This window comes from Kitasatospora sp. NPDC058444, from assembly GCF_042721415.1.
Taxonomy (GTDB): Bacteria; Actinomycetota; Actinomycetes; order Streptomycetales; family Streptomycetaceae; genus Kitasatospora.
The window spans coordinates 443,954-463,074 of sequence record NZ_JBHXLL010000001.1 but is presented as its reverse complement, the minus strand read 5'-3'; the positions used below and the strand labels follow the sequence as shown (position 1 = coordinate 463,074).

24 protein-coding genes are annotated in these 19,121 nt (G+C 73.5%); 7 read left to right on the top strand and 17 right to left on the bottom strand.

Going from position 1 to position 19,121, the window contains the following annotated elements:
• The 6 genes from ACFWP2_RS02120 to ACFWP2_RS02095 form a co-directional block, all read right to left on the bottom strand.
• Positions 1-1,524 carry an anthranilate synthase component I gene (locus tag ACFWP2_RS02120; RefSeq protein ID WP_380447312.1) on the bottom strand — a complete coding sequence of 508 codons (1,524 nt, stop codon included), beginning with the start codon at positions 1,522-1,524 and terminating at the stop codon, positions 1-3.
• A gap of 40 nt (positions 1,525-1,564) precedes the next feature.
• Positions 1,565-1,936 (bottom strand): phosphoribosyl-AMP cyclohydrolase, encoded by a 372-nt coding sequence (gene hisI, locus ACFWP2_RS02115; RefSeq protein ID WP_380447310.1) that lies wholly within the window; start codon positions 1,934-1,936, stop codon positions 1,565-1,567.
• Between the two features lie 38 nt (positions 1,937-1,974).
• Positions 1,975-2,544, bottom strand: coding sequence for a hypothetical protein (locus tag ACFWP2_RS02110; protein ID WP_380447308.1), 570 nt, complete (start codon positions 2,542-2,544; stop codon positions 1,975-1,977).
• Positions 2,545-2,723: 179 nt separating this feature from the next.
• Positions 2,724-3,119, bottom strand: coding sequence for a hypothetical protein (locus ACFWP2_RS02105; protein ID WP_380447306.1), 396 nt, complete (start codon positions 3,117-3,119; stop codon positions 2,724-2,726).
• Positions 3,120-3,124: 5 nt separating this feature from the next.
• Positions 3,125-3,589, bottom strand: a complete 465-nt coding sequence (locus ACFWP2_RS02100) for a GNAT family N-acetyltransferase (protein ID WP_380447304.1) — start codon at positions 3,587-3,589, stop codon at positions 3,125-3,127.
• 476 nt (positions 3,590-4,065) lie between these two features.
• Positions 4,066-4,713, bottom strand: a complete 648-nt coding sequence (locus ACFWP2_RS02095; RefSeq protein WP_380447302.1) for a hypothetical protein — start codon at positions 4,711-4,713, stop codon at positions 4,066-4,068.
• A 131-nt stretch (positions 4,714-4,844) separates the two neighbouring features.
• Between ACFWP2_RS02095 and ACFWP2_RS02090 the strand changes: the two genes are divergently transcribed.
• From ACFWP2_RS02090 to ACFWP2_RS02080, 3 genes are all read left to right on the top strand, one after another.
• Positions 4,845-5,474 (top strand): TetR/AcrR family transcriptional regulator, encoded by a 630-nt coding sequence (locus ACFWP2_RS02090; protein ID WP_380447300.1) that lies wholly within the window; start codon positions 4,845-4,847, stop codon positions 5,472-5,474.
• Positions 5,475-5,521: 47 nt separating this feature from the next.
• The gene (locus ACFWP2_RS02085; protein ID WP_380447298.1) at positions 5,522-6,166 is read left to right on the top strand and encodes a TIGR03085 family metal-binding protein; all 645 of its coding nucleotides are present in this window, start codon (positions 5,522-5,524) and stop codon (positions 6,164-6,166) included.
• A 134-nt stretch (positions 6,167-6,300) separates the two neighbouring features.
• Positions 6,301-7,077, top strand: coding sequence for a VOC family protein (locus tag ACFWP2_RS02080; RefSeq protein WP_380447296.1), 777 nt, complete (start codon positions 6,301-6,303; stop codon positions 7,075-7,077).
• Positions 7,078-7,182: 105 nt separating this feature from the next.
• Here ACFWP2_RS02080 and hisF read toward each other — a convergent pair whose 3' ends face one another.
• Positions 7,183-7,953 (bottom strand): imidazole glycerol phosphate synthase subunit HisF, encoded by a 771-nt coding sequence (gene hisF, locus ACFWP2_RS02075; protein WP_380447294.1) that lies wholly within the window; start codon positions 7,951-7,953, stop codon positions 7,183-7,185.
• Positions 7,950-8,306 (bottom strand): Rid family hydrolase, encoded by a 357-nt coding sequence (locus tag ACFWP2_RS02070; protein WP_380447292.1) that lies wholly within the window; start codon positions 8,304-8,306, stop codon positions 7,950-7,952. Before ACFWP2_RS02070 ends, hisF begins: the two co-directional genes overlap by 4 nt.
• Between ACFWP2_RS02070 and ACFWP2_RS02065 the strand changes: the two genes are divergently transcribed.
• The gene (locus ACFWP2_RS02065; RefSeq protein ID WP_380447290.1) at positions 8,307-8,591 is read left to right on the top strand and encodes a hypothetical protein; all 285 of its coding nucleotides are present in this window, start codon (positions 8,307-8,309) and stop codon (positions 8,589-8,591) included.
• Here the strand turns inward: ACFWP2_RS02065 and priA are convergent.
• The 6 genes from priA to hisD are packed head-to-tail and all read right to left on the bottom strand — an operon-like array spanning position 8,540 to position 13,188.
• On the bottom strand, positions 8,540-9,265 hold the full coding sequence (gene priA, locus ACFWP2_RS02060; RefSeq protein ID WP_380447504.1) for a bifunctional 1-(5-phosphoribosyl)-5-((5-phosphoribosylamino)methylideneamino)imidazole-4-carboxamide isomerase/phosphoribosylanthranilate isomerase PriA: 726 nt from the start codon (positions 9,263-9,265) through the stop codon (positions 8,540-8,542). The two genes, ACFWP2_RS02065 and priA, sit on opposite strands and share 52 nt — an antisense overlap.
• A gap of 19 nt (positions 9,266-9,284) precedes the next feature.
• Positions 9,285-9,920 (bottom strand): imidazole glycerol phosphate synthase subunit HisH, encoded by a 636-nt coding sequence (gene hisH, locus ACFWP2_RS02055; protein WP_380447288.1) that lies wholly within the window; start codon positions 9,918-9,920, stop codon positions 9,285-9,287.
• 37 nt (positions 9,921-9,957) lie between these two features.
• Positions 9,958-10,110 carry a hypothetical protein gene (locus ACFWP2_RS02050; protein WP_359908297.1) on the bottom strand — a complete coding sequence of 51 codons (153 nt, stop codon included), beginning with the start codon at positions 10,108-10,110 and terminating at the stop codon, positions 9,958-9,960.
• On the bottom strand, positions 10,107-10,700 hold the full coding sequence (hisB, locus tag ACFWP2_RS02045) for an imidazoleglycerol-phosphate dehydratase HisB (protein ID WP_380447286.1): 594 nt from the start codon (positions 10,698-10,700) through the stop codon (positions 10,107-10,109). Before hisB ends, ACFWP2_RS02050 begins: the two co-directional genes overlap by 4 nt.
• A gap of 5 nt (positions 10,701-10,705) precedes the next feature.
• Positions 10,706-11,824 (bottom strand): histidinol-phosphate transaminase, encoded by a 1,119-nt coding sequence (locus ACFWP2_RS02040; protein WP_380447502.1) that lies wholly within the window; start codon positions 11,822-11,824, stop codon positions 10,706-10,708.
• A 56-nt stretch (positions 11,825-11,880) separates the two neighbouring features.
• Positions 11,881-13,188, bottom strand: a complete 1,308-nt coding sequence (gene hisD, locus ACFWP2_RS02035) for a histidinol dehydrogenase (protein WP_380447284.1) — start codon at positions 13,186-13,188, stop codon at positions 11,881-11,883.
• A gap of 91 nt (positions 13,189-13,279) precedes the next feature.
• Here hisD and ACFWP2_RS02030 point away from each other — a divergent pair, with 91 nt between their 5' ends.
• From ACFWP2_RS02030 to ybaK, 3 genes are all read left to right on the top strand, one after another.
• Complete coding sequence (locus tag ACFWP2_RS02030; RefSeq protein ID WP_380447282.1) at positions 13,280-14,860, top strand: oxidoreductase; 1,581 nt, start codon at positions 13,280-13,282, stop codon at positions 14,858-14,860.
• A 158-nt stretch (positions 14,861-15,018) separates the two neighbouring features.
• Positions 15,019-15,747, top strand: coding sequence for an LON peptidase substrate-binding domain-containing protein (locus ACFWP2_RS02025; RefSeq protein ID WP_380447280.1), 729 nt, complete (start codon positions 15,019-15,021; stop codon positions 15,745-15,747).
• A gap of 22 nt (positions 15,748-15,769) precedes the next feature.
• Positions 15,770-16,264, top strand: a complete 495-nt coding sequence (gene ybaK, locus ACFWP2_RS02020; RefSeq protein ID WP_380447278.1) for a Cys-tRNA(Pro) deacylase — start codon at positions 15,770-15,772, stop codon at positions 16,262-16,264.
• An 85-nt stretch (positions 16,265-16,349) separates the two neighbouring features.
• On the opposite strand, the gene ACFWP2_RS02015 is transcribed toward ybaK, so the two are convergent.
• From ACFWP2_RS02015 to ACFWP2_RS02005, 3 genes are all read right to left on the bottom strand, one after another.
• Positions 16,350-17,153 carry a hypothetical protein gene (locus tag ACFWP2_RS02015; protein ID WP_380447276.1) on the bottom strand — a complete coding sequence of 268 codons (804 nt, stop codon included), beginning with the start codon at positions 17,151-17,153 and terminating at the stop codon, positions 16,350-16,352.
• 94 nt (positions 17,154-17,247) lie between these two features.
• On the bottom strand, positions 17,248-18,057 hold the full coding sequence (locus tag ACFWP2_RS02010) for an ABC transporter permease (RefSeq protein ID WP_380447274.1): 810 nt from the start codon (positions 18,055-18,057) through the stop codon (positions 17,248-17,250).
• Positions 18,054-19,052 carry an ABC transporter ATP-binding protein gene (locus ACFWP2_RS02005; protein WP_380447272.1) on the bottom strand — a complete coding sequence of 333 codons (999 nt, stop codon included), beginning with the start codon at positions 19,050-19,052 and terminating at the stop codon, positions 18,054-18,056. The genes ACFWP2_RS02010 and ACFWP2_RS02005 overlap by 4 nt, the downstream gene beginning before the upstream one ends.
• Between the last annotated feature and the right edge of the window lie 69 nt (positions 19,053-19,121).

Genomic DNA, 19,121 nt, shown 5'->3' with positions numbered 1-19,121 from the left:
TCAGGACAGTTCCGGCCTCCGCAGCGTATTGGCGGTGGCGACGGCCCGCAGCACGGCGGCCGCCTTGTTGCGGCACTCGGTGTCCTCGCCGTGCGGGTCCGAGTCGGCGACCACGCCCGCGCCGGCCTGCACGTACGCGGTGCCGTCGCGCAGCACCGCGGTGCGGATCGCGATCGCGGTGTCCGAGTCGCCGGCGAAGTCCAGGTAGCCGACGCAGCCGCCGTACAGGCCGCGGCGGGTGGGCTCCAGCTCCTCGATGATCCGCATCGCCCGGGGCTTGGGCGCGCCGGACAGGGTGCCGGCCGGGAAGCAGGCGGTCAGCACGTCGAAGGCGGTGCGCCCCGGGGCGACCTTGCCCGTCACCGTCGAGACGATGTGCATCACGTGGCTGTAGCGCTCGATCTGCATGAAGTCGACCACCTCGACGCTGCCCGGCTCGCAGACCCGGCCGAGGTCGTTGCGGCCGAGGTCCACCAGCATCAGGTGCTCGGCCCGCTCCTTGGGGTCGGCGAGCAGCTCGGCGGCCAGCTCCGCGTCCTCGTGCGGGGTGGCGCCGCGGTGCCGGGTCCCGGCGATCGGGTGCAGCATCGCCTCGCCGTCCGTGACCTTGACCAGCGCCTCCGGGCTGGAGCCGACCACGTCGAAGCCGCCCTCGGCCCCGCCGTCCGGCCCGGGGAAGCGGAACAGGTACATGTACGGGCTGGGGTTGGTGGTGCGCAGCACGCGGTAGACGTCCAGCGCGGAGGCCGGGCAGGGCGCCTCGAAGCGCTGCGAGGGCACCACCTGGAAGGCCTCGCCGGCCCGGATCCGCTCCTTGATCTCCTCCACCGCGGCCCGGTACGGCGCGCCGCCGAACGGCGAGTGCACCTCGCCGGGGCCGGCCGGGGTGAAGGTGGCCAGGCCCGGGTCGACCGGCTTGAACAGCTCGGCCTCCATCGCGTCCAGCCGGGCCACCGCGTCCGCCCAGGCCTCGTCCACGCCGCTGGCCAGGTCGTTGTGGTTGACGGCGTTGGCGATCAGCAGCACCGTGCCGTCGACGTGGTCGAGCACCGCGAGGTCGGTGGCGAGCAGCATGGTCAGCTCGGGCAGGCCCAGGTCGTCCGGGTTGAGGTCGGGCAGCTTCTCCAGCCGGCGGACGACGTCGTAGCCGAGGTAGCCGACCAGGCCGCCGGTGAGCGGGGGCAGGCCGTCGTCCTCCCGGCGCGGGGTGTGCAGGGCCTGCAGGGCGGCGCGCAGCACCTCCAGCGGGTCACCGTCGGTGGGGATGCCGACCGGCGGGGTGCCGAGCCAGCGCGCCCCGCCGTCCGGGCCGACGGTGAGCGTGGCGGCACTGCGCACACCGACGAAGGAGTAGCGCGACCAGCTGCGGCCCTGCTCGGCGGACTCCAGCAGGAAGGTGCCGGGCCGCTCCTCGGCGAGGCTGCGGTAGAGGCCGATCGGGGTGAGGCCGTCCGCGAGGAGCCTGCGGGTGACCGGGATGACCCGGGTGTCGACGGCGAGCTTGCGGAAGGCTTCGAGATCCATGCGGGGCGGCACCTTCTTGAGTTCTGTGGAGTGACGGGGGTCAGGACAGCGGGAGCACGTCGGCGTCGAAGCAGGTGCGGTCGCCGGTGTGGCAGGCCGCGCCGGTCTGGTCGACCTTCACCAGCAGGGTGTCGCCGTCGCAGTCCAGGGCCACCGACTTGACCACCTGGACGTGGCCCGAGGTGTCGCCCTTCACCCAGTACTCGCGGCGGCTGCGGCTCCAGTAGGTGCAGCGGCCGGTGGTGAGGGTGCGGTGCAGCGCCTCGTCGTCCATCCAGCCGAGCATCAGCACCTCGCCGGTGTCGTACTGCTGGGCGACGGCCGGGATCAGGCCGTCCTCGGTGCGCTTGAGCCGCGCGGCGATCTCGGGGGCGAGGGCGGTGCTGCCGGGAGCAGCGGGTGTGGTGGACATGAACCCATTGTGTCAGCCCACCCCACCGCCCCCGGCCGTCACGGGCGCAGCTGCCCGGTGAGCTTGGGGCCGCCCTGCTTGTTGCCGGCGGCCAGGGTGCAGGTGTAGTCGCGCCAGCCCTGCTGGTAGTTGGCCATGGCAGGGCCGAACTGGCGGCCGTAGTAGGTCTTGCCGTCACCCTGGCGGGCCTTGGCGGCGGCTTCGACCTCCTTGCAGCCGTCGCGCATGGCAAGCGCCAGCGGGATGTCGCCGGTGATGCCGTCGGCCAGTTTGAGATCGGCGATCACCTCGCCGTCGTGCTCCCCGGCACAGGGGCGCTCCTCCGGCTTGGTGATCACCGGGCTCAGCTGCGGGTGATCGAAGCAGGCACCGACCGGGAAGAACGCGTACGGCGGCTGCGGCGTGGGCGTAGGGGTGGGTGTCGGCGTCTGGGTGGCCGTGGAAGTCGGCGTGGGCGGCGGCGGCGCGGCGGCCGGCTTCTTGTCGTCAGGCCACAGCACCGCGGTGGCCACCACCGCGAGCAGGACGACCAGCACGGCGGCAACGGCGAGAACCAGGCCGCGGGACGGGCGGGGCCCGCCTGCGGACGGCGACTGCTCGGAGGTCATGGCCACGAGGATGGCCCACCCACCCCTTCCCCGGCAGGCAGTTCGCCGAACTCCCCTCATCCGGGCTGCCGCCCACACCTGCAGCGATGCCACGGGACACGCCCTCAGGAGAACAAAAGCTATTCAGATGGACGGAATTCCGGTGTGGCCTCTCGGCATGCCGAGAGGCCACACCGGAGTCATCCCTGCCATGAGTCGAGGGAAATGCTCGGACCATCGCCGAGGTAGCCGGTCAGTGCCCCCTTGGTGGTGGAGACGAATTCGTCCGGTACGGCATCGACACCCTCACCACCGCCCAGCAGGAACTCGCCCGCCTCCGCGACGCCGAGCTGCGCACCCGCGCCCAGCAGCTCGCCGCCTCCGGCGGCCGGATCGTCACCAGCGCCGCCCGCGCACTCGGCGGCGGCGCCGGCGGCAAGGGAAGGTTCGCCAGCGCCGGCGGACGCCACACCGGAGCGCTGGACGAGGCCCTCACCATCGCCACCCGGGACGGGATCCGCCTTCTCGGCCAGTAGTCGAAGCCCGATCCGGATGTGTTCGTCGGCGCTTCCCCGGGTCGGGGAAGCGCCGACCACCGATGTCAGACCGCTGACAGGTCCTTCAGCAGGACCACGCTCTCGTAGTTGGTCACATCCCACCGCCACGTCCCGACTCGCGCGTACCCCCGCCTGCGGTACCAGCCGACCAACTCGACGGCGTCGGCCGACGTATCGATGACAGCCACCGTGGAACCGAGTGCAACGATGCGTTCCTCCGCCAAGGTCAACAGCCGCCGCCCGAGGCCCGCCCCCTGATACGCGGGATCCACGGCGAGTTGCCAGAACGAGCCCGCCCCAACGGGAGCCGGGTACCCGTCCAGGGCAGCGTACGGGGCCGCCACCGTCACAGTTCCCACCACATCGGCCCCTTGTAGGGCCAGCCAGCATTCCCCCCTTCTCAGTCGGCTGCCCGTGTCCTCCACAGACTGGTACGACGCGAAGAAGACCCGACCAGCCGCCGCGTGATCGGCATAGGCACGATGGAGCAGGCGGGTGAGGGCCTCCACCGAGTCGTCCTCAGAGAACCTCCGCACGACAGGAGCGGCCAAGGGGCCGAGGGGCCCCGAGAAGCGGGCTGAATGAGTGCTCACGGAATCAAGTGTTCACCGGAGACCGGAGGGCCGCCCACCGCGTCCTGCCGCTACCCCGAGGCGAAGAGCGGCAGGAGTCTCGAGTGTGGCCTCTCGGTGCACCGAGAGGCCACACCAAACCGAAGCCACGCCCGCCTCCACCGTCCCCGAACCGTCTCGCAACCGGACAGGGAATCCGACCGGACCGTCACATCCACCGCATCGAGGCCGTCGATCGGCGTCCACTCGTGTTCCACGATCGAGTAGGTGAGGGAGTCGCGCCAGGCGCCGTGGACGAAGACGTGGTCGCGGATCCGGCCGTCCTCGGTCATCCCCGCCATGGCTCGGGAGCTTGACCACCGGGTCACCCCGGTGCCCCTCGACTGGGGCGGTCCGGTCAGGGGCGGACCGGGTCAGGCCGCCGGCCGGCGGGCCGGGCGGGGCAGGCGGCTGCGGAGCGCCCACGCGGCCGCCGCGAGGGCGAAGCCGTAGACGGAGACCAGCCCGTGGCCGTTCTGCTGCGCCAGCCACATCGCGAGGCCCAGCGCGGGCACGCCGGCGGCCAGGGCGAGTTCCTTGGGGAGGCGGGTGCGGGTGAGGAGGGCGAGGGCGAGGGTGGCGCCGAGGAAGTAGGTGGCGCCGGAGCTGCCGGCGAAGTTGCGCGGGTCGGTGCTGGGGCCGCCGCCGAAGCCGAGCAGGGTGTCGATGCGGCCGGGCAGCAGGATGCCGGCGAGGAAGAAGCCGAGGGTGAGCGGACCGCCCCAGTACCACTGGGCGAGCGCGGCGACGGCGGCGAGGGTGACGAGGTTCCACAGTCCGCCGAGGAGGCCGCCGTTCTGCATGAACACCGAGGTGAGCTCGCGCCACCAGCCGGCCTTGGCGGGGTCCGCGTCCAGCGCGTCCATCGCGCCGGACCAGCCGAGCTGGAGGAGGACGCCGGCGACGGCGAGCGCGGTCAGGGCGATCGCCGCCCACGGGAGCGGGCGTCCGCGCAGGGTGTCGCGGCCCACCGCACCGAGCCCGCAGTTGACCATCATGACCATCAGTGCGGCTGTGGTCACGTTGAAGACGATCGCCCCCATGACTGGCCCCTCCCCCGGCTCCGGCGTTTTCCAACACCGTTCGAAAATCCGACAGGGCAAAGCTAGCACAGCTTTCGAACAGTGTTGGAAAACGCTGTACGGTGAGACGCATGAAGCTCACCAAGGACCGCATCGTCGACGCGGGCATGGCCGTCTTCGCCGAGGTCGGCTACCAGAACCTGTCCATGCGCCAGGTCGCCGACCGCCTCGACGCCCACGCGGGCAGCCTCTACTACCACGTACGCGGCAAGGACGAGCTGCTCGCCCTGATGGCCGACCGGGTCTGCCGCCAGGCGTACGACGCGGGCACCGAAGCCCTGGACGCCCTCGCGGCCACCGCCCCCTGGCAGGACCGCGTCCGGGCACAGGCCACCGCCCTGCGGCTGAGCATCAAACAGCACCCCGGCGGCGCCCAGCTCCTCGCCGAGAGCCCCGGCATGCTCAGCACCGGCGCCCTCTCCCTGATGGAACGCCTGCTGCGCACCCTCCTCGACGCCGGCCTGCCCGCCGAGCACGGCGGCATCGCCGCCGACACCCTGCTCAGCCACGTCACCGGCTTCGTCCTCCAGGAGCAGAACCAGCCGGCCTCGCCACCGCCCGTCACCGCCGAGCTCTACGCCGAACTGTGCGAGCGGTTCCCGCTGGTCATGGGACCGTCGATGCCGCGCCTGAGCCAGGACGAGAAGTTCGCCCGGAGCGTCCGGCTGCTCTGCGCCGGCTTCGCGGCCCTCCTCGTATGACTCGGACGAAGCGCCTCCGACTCGGATGAAGCCCCTAGGCTGACGGCATGTCGAACCACGCGCTCGCCGAACGTCACCGGCTCGCCCAACTGCTCATCGCCGCCGGGCCGGAGGCCCCCACGCTCTGTTCCGGATGGACCACCCGGGACCTGGCCGCCCACCTGGTGATCCGCGAGCGCCGGCCCGACGCGGCGGCCGGGATCCGGGTCGGGGCGCTGGCCGGGTGGACGCAGCGGGTGCAGGACGGGTACGCCGAGCGGCCGTACGAGGAGCTGGTGCGGCTGTTCCGGGCCGGCCCGCCGGTCTACTCCCCGTTCGCCCTGCCCGGCGCCGACGAGGCGGCGAACACCGTCGAGTACTACGTCCACGCCGAGGACGTCCTGCGCGCGGCCGAGGACTGGACCCCGCAGCCCGTCCCGCCGGGCCGCGCCGAGGCGCTCTGGCGCCGCCTGCCCCTCATCGCCCGCCTGGAGGCCGGCCGCCGCTCTCCCGTCCGCCTGGCCCTCGTCCACCCCGACGGCCGTTCCCTCACCGTCGGCCCCGCGGGCGCTCCGGCCGTCCGCCTGACCGGCGAGCCCGCCGAGCTCGTCCTCTTCACCTACGGCCGCGGCGCCCGGACCACCCTGGACGTGGACGGCGCCCCGGACGCCGTCGAGGCCCTGCGCCACGTCCTGCCGCTGCCCCCGAGGTAGCCCGCGCGGCCGCAGGCGGCGTCCCGTCGGCCCGCCGCCTCCGGCTGCGGACGGCGGGGCCCGGGTGCAGACTCGCAGGTGGCCGGGGTCCGATCCGGGCCGGCCGGTCACCCTCCGTCGAAGGGCACCCGCACATGCTCACCACCGACTTCCCCATCGGCTCGCCCTGCTGGATCGACCTGGGCACCCCGGACATCCCCGTCACCGCCCGGTTCTACGGCCAGGTGTTCGACTGGTCCTTCCTGGAGGTTCCCGGAACCGGCGGCTACGGCTTCCTGCAGTCGAAGGGCAGGACCGTCGGCGCCCTCGGCAACCTCGACCCGGGCGCGCGGTCCGCCTGGACGACGTACTTCCGCACCCGGGACGCGGACGCCACCGTCAAGGCCGCCGAGCAGGCCGGCGCCACCGTCCGGGTGCCGCCGACGGACGTGATGCAGGAGGGCCGGTTCGCCGCCCTCACCGACCCGACGGGCGCCGAGTTCGCCGTCTGGCAGGCCGGCAACACCACCGGGCTGGACGTCGTCTCCGAGGAGGGCGCGCTGGTCTGGTCCGAGCTGCACACCTCCGGCCAGGACATCGCCTTCGCCTTCTACGAGAAGCTCTTCGGCTGGCGGATGGAGAACTTCGAGCCCTCGCCGGGCATGACGTACCGGGTGCTCTCCACGGCCGAGGGCGACCAGCAGGAGACCAGCTTCGGCGGCATCGCCCCGACGATGTCCCCGGAGCAGCCCTCCGCCTGGACGCCGTACTTCGCCACCGAGGACGTGGACGCGGTGATCGCCAGGGCGACGGCGGCCGGCGGCTCGGTGCTGATGCCGGCCTCGGACGTGGAGAACGTCGGCCGGCTGGCCTGGCTGGCGGACCCGAACGGCGCCCCCTTCGCGCTGATCAAGGGCGAGCCCCGGGAGTGACCGCGGGAGCGGACGCACGTGCCGAGGGCCCGCGGTTCCGGGAGTTCCGGAGCCGCGGGCCCTCGGCACGCATGAAGCCTCAGCGCGAGGCCTCAGCACGGAGCCTCAGCGCACCGGGTGACCGGCCTCGCGCAGCGCGCCCTTGACCTCGCCGATCCGCAGGTCCCCGAAGTGGAACACGCTGGCGGCCAGCACCGCGTCCGCGCCCGCGTCCACGGCCGGCGCGAAGTCGGCGAGCTTGCCCGCGCCGCCGGAGGCGATCACCGGCACCGAGACGGCCTGGCGGACGGCCCGGATCATCTCCAGGTCGTAGCCGTCCTTGGTGCCGTCCGCGTCCATCGAGTTGAGCAGGATCTCGCCCGCGCCCAACTCGGCCGCGCGGCCCGCCCATTCGACGGCGTCCAGGCCGGTGCCCTGCCGCCCGCCGTGGGTGGTGACCTCGAAGCCCGAAGGGGTTTCCACGCCGGCGGGGCAGCGCCGGGCGTCCACCGAGAGCACCAGGACCTGCCGCCCGAACCGCTGGGCGATCTCGCGGACCAGCTCGGGCCGGGCGATGGCCGCGGTGTTGACGCCGACCTTGTCGGCGCCGGCCCGCAGCAGCTTGTCGACGTCCTCGACGGCGCGGATGCCGCCGCCCACCGTCAGCGGGATGAAGACCTGCTCGGCGGTGCGGCGGACCACGTCGTAGGTGGTCTCCCGGTCGCCGGAGGAGGCGGTGATGTCGAGGAAGGTCAACTCGTCGGCGCCTTCGGCGTCGTAGAGCTTGGCCATCTCGACCGGGTCGCCGGCGTCGCGCAGGTTCTGGAAGTTGACGCCCTTGACCACCCGCCCGGCGTCCACGTCCAGGCAGGGGATGACACGTACTGCGAGGGTCACGGCCGTTCGCCTTCCAGGGCTTCCGGAGCCTCCAGGGCTTCCAGGGTCTTTGCCAGCCCGGATCGGTACGCGTCGAGTTCGACCTCGACCAGCATCCGGGAGTCGATCAGTCCGTCGACCACCACCATGGTGGCCACCGGGCGTGCGGCGTCGAAGAGTTCGCGGTGGGCGCGGCCCACCTCCTCGGCGTCGCGGACGTGGGTGATGTACATCCGGGTGCGGACCACGTCGTCGGTGGTCAGACCGTACGCGGCCAGGGCCTTGAGCCCGACGCCGAACGCGGCGAGGGTCTGCCGGTACGGGTCGCCCTCGTGCTCGATCCGGCCGTCCACCCAGGAGGTGGAGCCGGCCACATGCACGTGGTCGCCCGCGGCGACGGCCCGGGAGTAGCCGAACTCGTCCTCCCAGGGGGAGAATCCGCCGACCCGACCACGCACGACACCGCCGCGCACGACGCCACCGTGCACGCCCTCGCCCCGCGCACCCTCGCCCCGAGCGACGCCGTCCCGCGCACCCTCGCCCCGAGCGACGCCGTCCCGCACGCCCTCGCCCCGTACGACCCCGTCGCGTACGATCCGACCGTCCGTCATCCTGAAACCGCCTCCAGGGCCTCTTCGAGGGTGAACTTCTGCTCGTAGAGTGCCTTGCCCACGATGGCGCCCTCGACACCCTCGCCGACGAGCGAGGCGATGGCCCGCAGGTCGTCGAGCGAGGAGACGCCGCCGGAGGCGACCACGGGCTTGTCCGTCGCGGCGCAGACGTCGCGCAGCAGCTGGAGGTTGGGGCCGGTCAGGGTGCCGTCCCGGTTGACGTCGGTGACGACGTAGCGGGCACAGCCCTCCGCGTTGAGCCGCTCCAGCACGTCGAAGAGCTGGCCGCCGTCGCGGGTCCAGCCGCGGCCGCGCAGGGTGGTGCCGACGACGTCCAGGCCGACGGCGATCTTGTCGCCGTGCTCGGCGATGGCCTTGGCGACCCACTCCGGGGCCTCCAGGGCGGCGGTGCCGAGGTTGACCCGGGTGCAGCCGGTGGCGAGCGCGCGGGCGAGCGACTCGTCGTCGCGGATGCCGCCGGACAGCTCGACCTTGACGTCCAGCTGTCCGGTGACCTCGCGCAGCAGCTCGTAGTTGGAGCCGGTGCCGAAGGCGGCGTCGAGGTCGACCAGGTGGAGCCACTCGGCGCCGGCGTTCTGCCAGGCGAGGGCGGCGGCGAGCGGCTCGCCGAAGGAGGTCTCGGTGCCGGAGGCACCCTTGACCAGGCGGACGGCCTGGCCGTCGCGGACGTCGACGGCGGGCAGCAGTTCGAGGCTCATCAGAGATCCAACTCTCGGAAAGTCAGAGGGTGTTGACCCAGTTGGTCAGCAGGGCGGCGCCGGCGTCGCCGGACTTCTCGGGGTGGAACTGGGTGGCCCACAGCGGGCCGTTCTCGACGGCCGCGACGAACGGCTGCCCGTGGGTGGCCCAGGTGACCAGCGGCGGGTTGATCCGCGCGCTGTGGGTCTCCAGTTCCCAGTGCCGCACCCCGTAGGAGTGCACGAAGTAGAAGTGGGTCTGCGGGTCGAGGCCGGCGAACATCCGGCTCTCCTCGGGGGCGTCCACGGTGTTCCAGCCCATGTGCGGGACGACGGGGGCCTCCAGCGGCTCCACGGTGCCCGGCCACTCGTCGCAGCCGGCCGTCTCCACGCCGTGCTCGACCCCCTTCTCGAAGAGGATCTGCATGCCGACGCAGATGCCCATGACCGGTCGGCCTCCGGAGAGCCGGCGGCCGATGATCCAGTCCCCGCGGACCGACTTGAGTCCGCGCATGCAGGCCTCGAAGGCGCCCACGCCGGGGACGAGCAGGCCGTCCGCGGCCATCGCGGTGTCGTAGTCGGAGCTGACCGTGACGTCCGCTCCGGTCCGCTCCAGGGCGCGCTGCGCCGAGCGGAGGTTGCCGGAGCCGTAGTCGAGGACGACGACGTTCTTGCCCATGTTCAGGTGTCCAGTCTCTATGCGGCGAGCGGCGGGTCTACAGGCGCAGCAGGCCGGAGGCCAGGCACATCACGGAGCCGAAGGCGAGCACCAGGATGACGCTCTTCGAGTGCTTCTGCTTCCAGAAGGAGATGACTCCGCCGGCCAGGAAGAGGCCGACGAAGATGAGGATCATCGCGGTATTGCTCACAGCGCACCCTTGGTCGACGGAAGGATTCCGGCCGCGCGCGGGTCGCGCTCGGCGGCGTAGCGCAGCGCCCGGGCGAGCGCCTTGAACTGGCATTCCACGATGTGGTGCGCGTTGCGCCCGTACGGCACGTGGACGTGCAGCGCGATCTGCGCCTGGGCCACGAAGGACTCCAGGATGTGCCGGGTCATCGTGGTGTCGTACGAGCCGATCATCGGCGCGATGCCCTCGGGCTCGGCGTGCACCAGGTACGGCCGGCCGGAGAGGTCCACGGTGACCTGGGCGAGCGACTCGTCCAGCGGCACCGTGCAGTTGCCGAAGCGGTAGATGCCCACCTTGTCGCCGAGCGCCTGCTTGAAGGCGGCGCCGAGCGCGAGGGCGGTGTCCTCGATGGTGTGGTGGGTGTCGATGTGCAGGTCGCCGTCGGTCTTGACGGTGAGGTCGAACAGGCCGTGCCGGCCGAGCTGGTCGAGCATGTGGTCGTAGAAGCCGACGCCCGTGGAGATGTCGGTCCTCCCGGTGCCGTCGAGGTCTATCTCGACCAGGACCGAGGTCTCCTTGGTGGTGCGCTCGACGCGTCCGATGCGGGACATGGGGGTTACAGCTCCTTGCTCACGGTGCGGACGGCGTCCAGGAAGGCGTCGTTCTCGGCGGGCGTGCCGGCGGTGACGCGCAGCCACCCGGGGACGCCGTTGTCGCGGACCAGGACCCCCTGGTCGAGGATGGCCCGCCACACCGCGTGGGTGTCGGCGAAGCGGCCGAACTGGACGAAGTTGGCGTCCGAGTCGGTGACCTCCAGGCCCATCCCCCGCAGCGCGTCGACCAGCCGGTCGCGCTCCTCCTTGAGCCGTCCGACGTACCCGAGCAGGGTGTCGGTGTGCTCCAGGCAGGCCAGCGCGGTGGCCTGGGTGACGGCCGACAGGTGGTACGGCAGGCGCACCAGCTGCACCGCGTCCACCACGGCCGGGTCGGCGGCCAGGTAGCCCAGGCGCAGCCCGGCCGCGCCGAAGGCCTTGGACATGGTGCGGCTGACCACCAGGTTGGGGCGGCCCTCGATCAGCGGCAGCAGCGAGGCGCGGTGCGAGAACTCGACGTACGCCTCGTCCACCACCACCAGGCTGGGCCGGGCGGCCTGCGCGGCCTCGTACAGCCGCAGCACGGTGTCGGCGTCCACGGCGGTGCCGGTCGGGTTGTTGGGCGAGCAGATGAAGACCACGTTCGGCCGGTGCTCGGCGATGGCGGCGACGGCGGCGTCCACGTCGATGGTGAAGTCGTCGTTGCGCGGCCCGGAGATCCAGCCGGTGCCGGTGCCGCGGGAGATCAGCGCGTGCATCGAGTACGAGGGCTCGAAGCCGAGGGCGCTGCGGCCGGGGCCGCCGAAGGTCTGCAGCAGCTGCTGGAGCACCTCGTTGGAGCCGTTGGCCGCCCAGACCTGCTCACGCCGGACGGGGAAGCCGGTGGTCTTCGCGAGGTACGCGGCGAGGCCCTCGCGCAGTTCGACCGCGTCCCGGTCGGGGTAGCGGTTCAGCCCGCGGGCGGCCTCGGCGACGCGCTCGGCGATCCGGGCGACCAGCTCCTCGGGCAGCGGGTACGGGTTCTCGTTGGTGTTCAGCTGGACGGGCACGTCCAGCTGCGGAGCGCCGTACGGGGACTGGCCGCGCAGCTCGTCCCGGATCGGCAGGTCGTCGATCCGGGTCGCCGGGGCGGCCGAAGGGATCGAAGGACCCGAAGGAGTCGAAGGAGTCGGGGAAGCCGGAGAAGTCGGAGAAGGAGTCACGAGCCGGGAACCGTCCAGTCGAAGCGGGCCTTGATCGCGTCCCCGTGCCCCGGCAGGTCCTCGGCGTTCGCCAGGGTGACCACGTGCGCGGCGACGTCCGCCAGCGCCTCCCGGTCGTACTCCACGACCTGGACGCCGCGCAGGAAGGTCTGCACCGACAGCCCGGAGGAGTGGCAGGCGCAGCCGCCGGTCGGCAGCACGTGGTTGGAGCCGGCCGCGTAGTCGCCCAGCGAGACCGGGGTCCAGCGGCCGATGAAGATCGCGCCGGCGTTGACCACCCGGGCGGCCACGGCGTGCGCGTCGCGGGTCTGGATCTCCAGGTGCTCGGCCGCGTACGCGTTGACGACGGCGAGGCCCTGGTCCAGGTCGTCGACCAGGATGATGCCGGACTGCTTGCCGCCCAGCGCCTCGGCCACCCGCTCGCCGTGCTTGGTCCGCGCGACCTGAACGGCCAGCTCGGCCTCGACCGCGTCGGCCAGCTCCGGGGAGTCGGTGACCAGCACCGAGCCGGAGGTCGGGCCGTGCTCGGCCTGGCTGATCAGGTCGGCGGCGACGTCGGAGGCCAGCGCGCTGTCGTCGGCGAGGACGGCGATCTCGGTCGGGCCGGCCTCGGAGTCGATGCCGATCCGGCCGGCGAAGTAGCGCTTGGCGGCGGCCACGTAGATGTTGCCCGGGCCGGTGACCATGTTCACCGGCGCGCACTCCTCGGTGCCGAGGGCGAACATCGCGACCGCCTGGGCCCCGCCGACGCTGTAGACCTCGTCCACGCCGAGCAGGGCGCAGGCCGCCAGGATGGTCGGGTGGACGCGGCTCCCGAACTCCTTCTGCGGCGGCGAGGTGACCGCGATGCCCTTGACGCCGGCCGCCTGGGCGGGCACCACGTTCATCACCACGGAGGACGGGTAGACCGCCAGCCCGCCCGGCACGTACAGGCCGACCCGCTCGACCGGCACCCAGCGCTGGGTGACCGTGCCGCCCGGCACCACCTGGGTGGTGTGCCCGGTGCGCCGCTGGTCCGCGTGCACGGCGCGGGCCCGGCGGATCGACTCCTCCAGCGCGGCGCGGACCTTCGGGTCCAGCGTCTCCAGCGCGGCGGTCAGCTGCTCGGCCGGGACCCGGGTCGACTCCAGCCGGACGCCGTCGAAGCGCTCGGTGATCTCGATCAGCGCCGCGACCCCGCGATGGCGTACGTCCTCGGCGATCGGCCGCACCTTCTCCAGGGCGGCCGCGACGTCGAACTCGGCACGGGGCAGCAGGTCACGCGGGTCGTCGAGCGAGCCGCGGAGGTCGATTCGAGAGATCACGCCATCCAGTGTAAGGAGTGGCCGGAACCGCTGGTCCCGCATTTCAGTCCGTGATACGAAAGGCGAGACGACCGGGGGGACGGGGAAAACCATGGCGGAGCGCGCTCCGGAGAGCTGGACCGAGACCGAGCACGCGCTCTGGGAGGCCTACCACCAAGGCGAGATCCTGGACCTCCGCAGTGGCGAAGCCGACACCGACGACGCCTTCGGCGAGGTCGTCTGGGGCCCGGAACGCACCGTCCGCGCCGAGGCGCTCGCCCACCTGCTGCTGGTCCGTCCGGAGCCCGCCCCCGGGCGGGTCGCCTCGCTGCGCCTCAGCGGCGTCCTGGTCACCGGCTCGCTCAACCTGGCCGGCGCGGCCATCGGCGACTACGTGGAGCTCCACGACTGCCGCTTCGAGCACAAGATCCTCATCTCCGAGGCGGCGGCCTCCACGCTGCGCTTCGTGAAGTGCCTGATCCCCCGCCTGGAGGCCTCCCGGGTCTCCACCACCGGCGACCTCCACCTCGCCCGCTGCCGCGTCCCCGACGGCATCCGGCTCACCGACGCCCGGATCGGCACCGACCTGCTGCTCAACCAGACCGTCGTCGGCGGCGACCGCCACGGCCGCGCCGTCTCCGCCGACGGGATCACCGTCAACCAGGACTTCGAGGCCGAACGCCTGGAAGCCCTGGGCGAGTTGAGCATACGCACCGCCCGGATAGGCGGCCGGCTCTCGCTGCGCGGCGCCCAGCTGCGCGCCGACCTGGACCACAACCGCACCTGCCTCAACGCCGTCCGGGTCACCGTCGGCCACACCCTCTACCTGACCGGTTCCGCCGACCTCGGCTGGGTCGGCTCGCGCGGCTACTACGGCTCCGGCTACGGCGAGACCCCGCCGCCCGACGGCCCCATCACCCCCTTCCGCGCCTTCGGCCGGGTCCGGCTGTCCGACAGCCGCTTCGACGGCGCCTGCCTGATCTCCGGCGAATTCCACCTGGAGGGTGACGACGAGCTCTCGCTGCGCCGCATCCACACCCCCGAACTGCGCTTCACCTGCAAGTTCCGCCCCACCGGCACCGTCTCGCTCTCCCGGGCGCGGGTCGGCAACCTGGTCGACACCCCGGAGGCCTGGCCGCGCGGCAAGCACCTGGGCCTCACCGGCTTCGTCTACGAGAACCTCCGCCCGGTCGACCCCTTCCCGGTCCAGCGGCGGATCGCCTGGCTGGAGGGCTCCGCGGTGGACTTCCAGCCGGAGTCCTACGAGCAGCTCGCCGCCGCCCTGCGCCGCGACGGCGCAGACGACGACGCCCGCGAGGTGCTGTACGCCAAGCAGCGCCGCCGCCGGAGCACCCTGCCGCTGCCCGCCCGGGTCTGGGGCGCCGTCCAGGACGCCACCGTCGGCTACGGCTACCGGCCCGGCCGGGCGGGCCTGTGGCTGCTGCTCGCCTGGATCCTCGGCAGCCTCTGGTTCGCCACCCACCCGCTGGAGCCGCTCAAGGCCGACGAGCGGCCGCACTGGAACCCGGTGCTGTACACCCTCAACCAGCTGCTGCCGATCGTGGACCTCAACCAGGGCGGCTGGAACCCCGGCGGCCTCAGCCAGTGGCTCTCCGCCGGGCTGGTCGTGATCGGCTGGTTGCTCGCCTCCACGGTGGTGGCCGGCGCCACCAGGATGCTCCAGCGCGGCTGAGCCGGCGGCGGGTCGGCGGAAAGCGGCGGCCCGGCCGAGCGGAAGGCTGCGGGCCCGGCCGAGCGGGCCCGCCGGCCGGTCGGCGGCGCGGCCCGTCGACCGGCCGACCCCGATAACCGTGCGACAAGGCCCCCGTCCGGGGAACTACGCTGTCCGCCGTGACAGAACGGCTCCCGCTCTTCCCGCTGAACACCGTGCTCTACCCGGGCCTGGTGCTGCCCCTGAACGTCTTCGAGGAGCGCTACCGCCGTCTCGTCGCCGACCTGCTCGAACAGTCCGAGGACACCCCCCGGCGGTTCGGCGTGCTCGCGATCAGGGACGGCCGGGAGGTCGCCCCGGTCAGACCCGAGGAGGGCCCGGCCGGTCCGCTGGACGGCCTGGGCACCGTCACCGGGGACCCGCTGGAGGCGATGTTCCACATCGGCTGCGTCGCCGACATCGCCTCGGTCGAACACCGGCCGGACGGCCGCTACGAGCTGCTGGTCACCGGCACCACGCGCTTCCGGCTGCACTCGGCGGACGTCTCCGGCCCGTACCTGACCGGGGAGATCGAGCCGATCGAGGAGCGCCCCGGCGAGGGCTCCGGCGCGTTGGCCTCCGAGGTCGAGCGGGCGTTCCGGGTCTACCAGAAGCGCCTGGCCGGCGCCCGCGAGGCCAGCACCGTCGGCCACCAGGACCTCCCGGACGACCCGCAGGTGCTCTCCTACCTGGTCGCCGCCGCCTCGGTGTTCGAGACCCCGGTCAAGCAGCGGCTGCTCGCCTGCCCGGACAACGCCCAGCGGCTGCGCACCGAACTCGACCTGCTGCGCCGCGAGACGGCCGTCCTCAGCTGGCTGCCCTCGCTGCCCGCCGCCGACCTCACCCGCCAGCGCTTCAGCCCCAACTGACCGAGGATCCCGAGGACCCGACATGGCCAAGAAGCCCAGGAAGGGCGGCCAGGGCACACCCGCCACCGTCGCCCTGGAAGCCGCCGCCGTCCCGTTCACCGTGCACGCCTACGACCACGACCCGGCCGCCGCGTCCTACGGCGGCGAGGCCGCGGAGGTCCTCGGCATCTCCCCCGCGCGGGTCTTCAAGACGCTGGTCGCCGACGTGGACGGCACCCTCACCGTCGGCGTGGTCCCGGTCGCCGGCCAGCTCGACCTCAAGGCCCTGGCGGCGGCCGTCGGCGGCAAGCGCGCCGCCATGGCCGACCCGGCCGCCGCCGAGCGCAGCAGCGGCTACGTCCTCGGCGGCATCTCCCCGCTGGGCCAGCGCCGCCCGCTGCGGACCGTCGTCGACGCCAGCGCGCTCGGCCACCCCACCGTCTACGTCTCGGCGGGCCGCCGGGGCCTCGAAGTCGAACTGGCCCCCGCCGACCTCGTCACCCTCACCCAGGCCCGCACCGCCCCCATCGCCCGCTGAGCCCGCTGGAACCGCTGAGCCCGCTGGGACCGCCCCGAGCGCCCCGGCCCGCAGGGCGCCGAGGCGTGCGGGGAACGGGCGCGCGTCAGTGCCCCGTACCGCTCCCCGGCTCCGGCCCCGCCCCGGTCCCGGTCCCGGTCCCCGGGAGCGGCCCGGCCCACGGCCCCGTCGGCGCCCCCGCCGACGGCGCCCCCAGCGGCGTCGGCGCGATCGGCGCCCAGTACGGCGGCGGGTCCTCCTCCCGCTTCCCGAACGCCGCCGAGAGCAGGAGCAGCACCACCATCGCCGCCATCGGCCAGACCAGCAGCGCCCCCAGCGCCCCCAGGTCGATGCCCGCGTCGAAGTGCCCACCGTTGCCGACCCGCCGGGCCTCGGCGATCAGGTCGTTGCCCGGGCCGAGCCGGCGACCGATCCGCCAGGCCCCGATCGATCCGAGCAGCCCGCCGACGGTCAGCCCCAGCGCGACCGCGATGCCGCCGCCGCGCCTGCGGGTGGCCAGGAAGGCCCCGAGCGCGGTCAGGATCCCCGCGCCCAGGCCGATGAGCACGAACACCGCGTCGGCCCCGGCCCGCTGCTCCCCCTCGGGGTCGGCGTAGAGGATGCGGTCCCCGTCCACCACCAGCGGCACCTTCGGCGCCAGCCAGGCCCACAGCCCAGCCGCCACCAGACCGGCCACCAGACAGGCGACCACGACCCCCGCCCCGACCCGCGCCTCCGGCAGCAGCCGCTGCCCCAGCGGGGTCGTCGTCCCGTGTCCGAGGGCGGTGGCCCCGTGCGGCGGCGCGAACGGGTCGGACGCTGCGGCCGGCACCGCCTGCTCGTCGCGCACGTCGTGCACCCGGTGCACGTCGGCGGGGGCGGGATCCGGAGGTGTGTTCGGTACGGTCACAGGCCCCATCGTGTCACGACGGCCACTCGAACGACCCACCACCGTACCGACCGCTGTACCGACCCGCCGGGCCCGGGCACCGCCGCCGGACGCCCTACCGCGAGACCGCCCGCCGGTACGCCCAGGTGGCGAGCGCCAGCGAGACCACACCCACCCCCGCGCAGACCGCCAGGTCCCCGAGTACCAGCGCCCAGTCCGGGTCCGGCGCGAACGTCCGCGCGAAGGCGTCCACCCCGTACGTGGACGGCAGCAGGTCCCGCAGCCACTGCACCGGCTGCGGCAGGTGCTCCACCGGCAGCACGCCCAGCAGCAGCGCGGCCGACATCCCGAGCTGCCCGAGCATCGTCGCGATCTCCTGGCGCGGCGCCAGCAGCCCGCAGACCGCTCCCAGCCCGGACAGCGCGGCCCCGGCCAGCGGCACGACCGCCAGCAGCACCCACAGCTGCCCGAGCGGCAGCCCGAAGGTGACCGCCCCGAACACCGCCGTGACCAGCGTCCCGGGCAGGGTGAAGGAGGCGTACGCCCCGGCCGCCCCCAGCACCACCGAGGCGGCCGGCACCGGCAGCGTCGCGTAGTGGTCGAGCCCGCCGGTGGCGCGCAGCTTCCCGAAGTACTGGGCGAGCAGGTTCAGCGCGACGAAGGCCACCACCAGCACGCTCGACCCGGCGACCACCGACCGCGCCTCCGAGGTCTGCCCGGCGTCCACCACGCCCCGCATCATCACCAGGATGCCCACGGACTGGAAGGTGGCCACGAACAGCAGCGGGATGCGCGCCACCCGCGCCCGGGCGAGCTGCGCCCGGTAGACGGCCGCGAGCGCCGGCAGCAGCCTGGCCGCGGGGGCGAGCGGAGCGGGAGCGGCCGTGGACCAGTCGGTCCGCGGGGGCACCGAGAGCAGCGTCACTTGGCCAGTCCTCCGTGGCGGCCGCCCAGCTTGAGGTACGCGTCCTCAAGGCTCGGGGTGGCGAGGGTGAAGTCGTCGAGGGCGGCGAAGGCCGGGCCGGTGGTGACGGCGGCGACCAGTTCGCGGGCCTGCTCGGGGGTGGTGCGGACGGTCCAGCGGCGGCCGGTGCACTCGGCCCGCTCGCGCAGCGCGGCGACGGCGGGCACCCCGAGCGGCGCCTCGTCCCGCCAGACCAGGTCGAGCCGGACGTCGCCGTCCACCAGCGCCTTGAGCCCGCCAGGTGTGTCGCAGGCGATCACCCGGCCGTCGTCCACGACGGCGACCCGGTCGAGCACCGTCTCCGCCTCGATCACGTTGTGGGTGACCAGCAGCACGGTCGTCCCGCGCTCGGCGCGCCGCCGGTCCACGGCGCTCCACACGGCCCGCCGGGCGACGGGGTCCATGCCGGTGGTCGGCTCGTCCAGGACGAGCAGCGGCCGGTCCCCCACCAGGGTGGCCGCGACGCAGGCGAGCCGCCGCTGTCCGCCGGACAGCTTGGCGAGCGGCCGGGTGGCGATCGGCTCCAGGCCGAGCTCCGCCAGCACGTCGGCGGCCGCGCCGCGGGCCTGCGCCCGGGTGAGTCCCCGCAGCCGTCCGGTGGTCTCGGCGGCGAGCGCCACCGTCAGCTCGTCCAGCGCGGTGGACTCCTGCCCGAGGTAGCCGAGCAGCCGGGCGGCCCGCTCGGGGTGCCGCACGATGTCGTGGCCGAAGAGTTCGACGGATCCCGAGTCGGGGCGCAGCAGCCCGGTGAGCTGGCGCACCAGCGTCGACTTCCCGGCTCCGTTGGGCCCGAGCAGCCCGAAGATCTCGCCGGTACGGACGGTGAGGCTGATCCCGTCGTTGGCCCGGATCTCGGTGGCGGCGGCGCCGCGGCCACTGCGATAGGTCCTGACCAGGTCGCGCACGACGGCGCACGGCTGGGGTTCCTCGGGTGCTCGCCCGGCCGTCTCGTTCACGACCGAAGACTCTACGCGCTCATACGGGCGAACCGGACAACGGGGCCCTACCGGCCCCCGGGCCGCCGA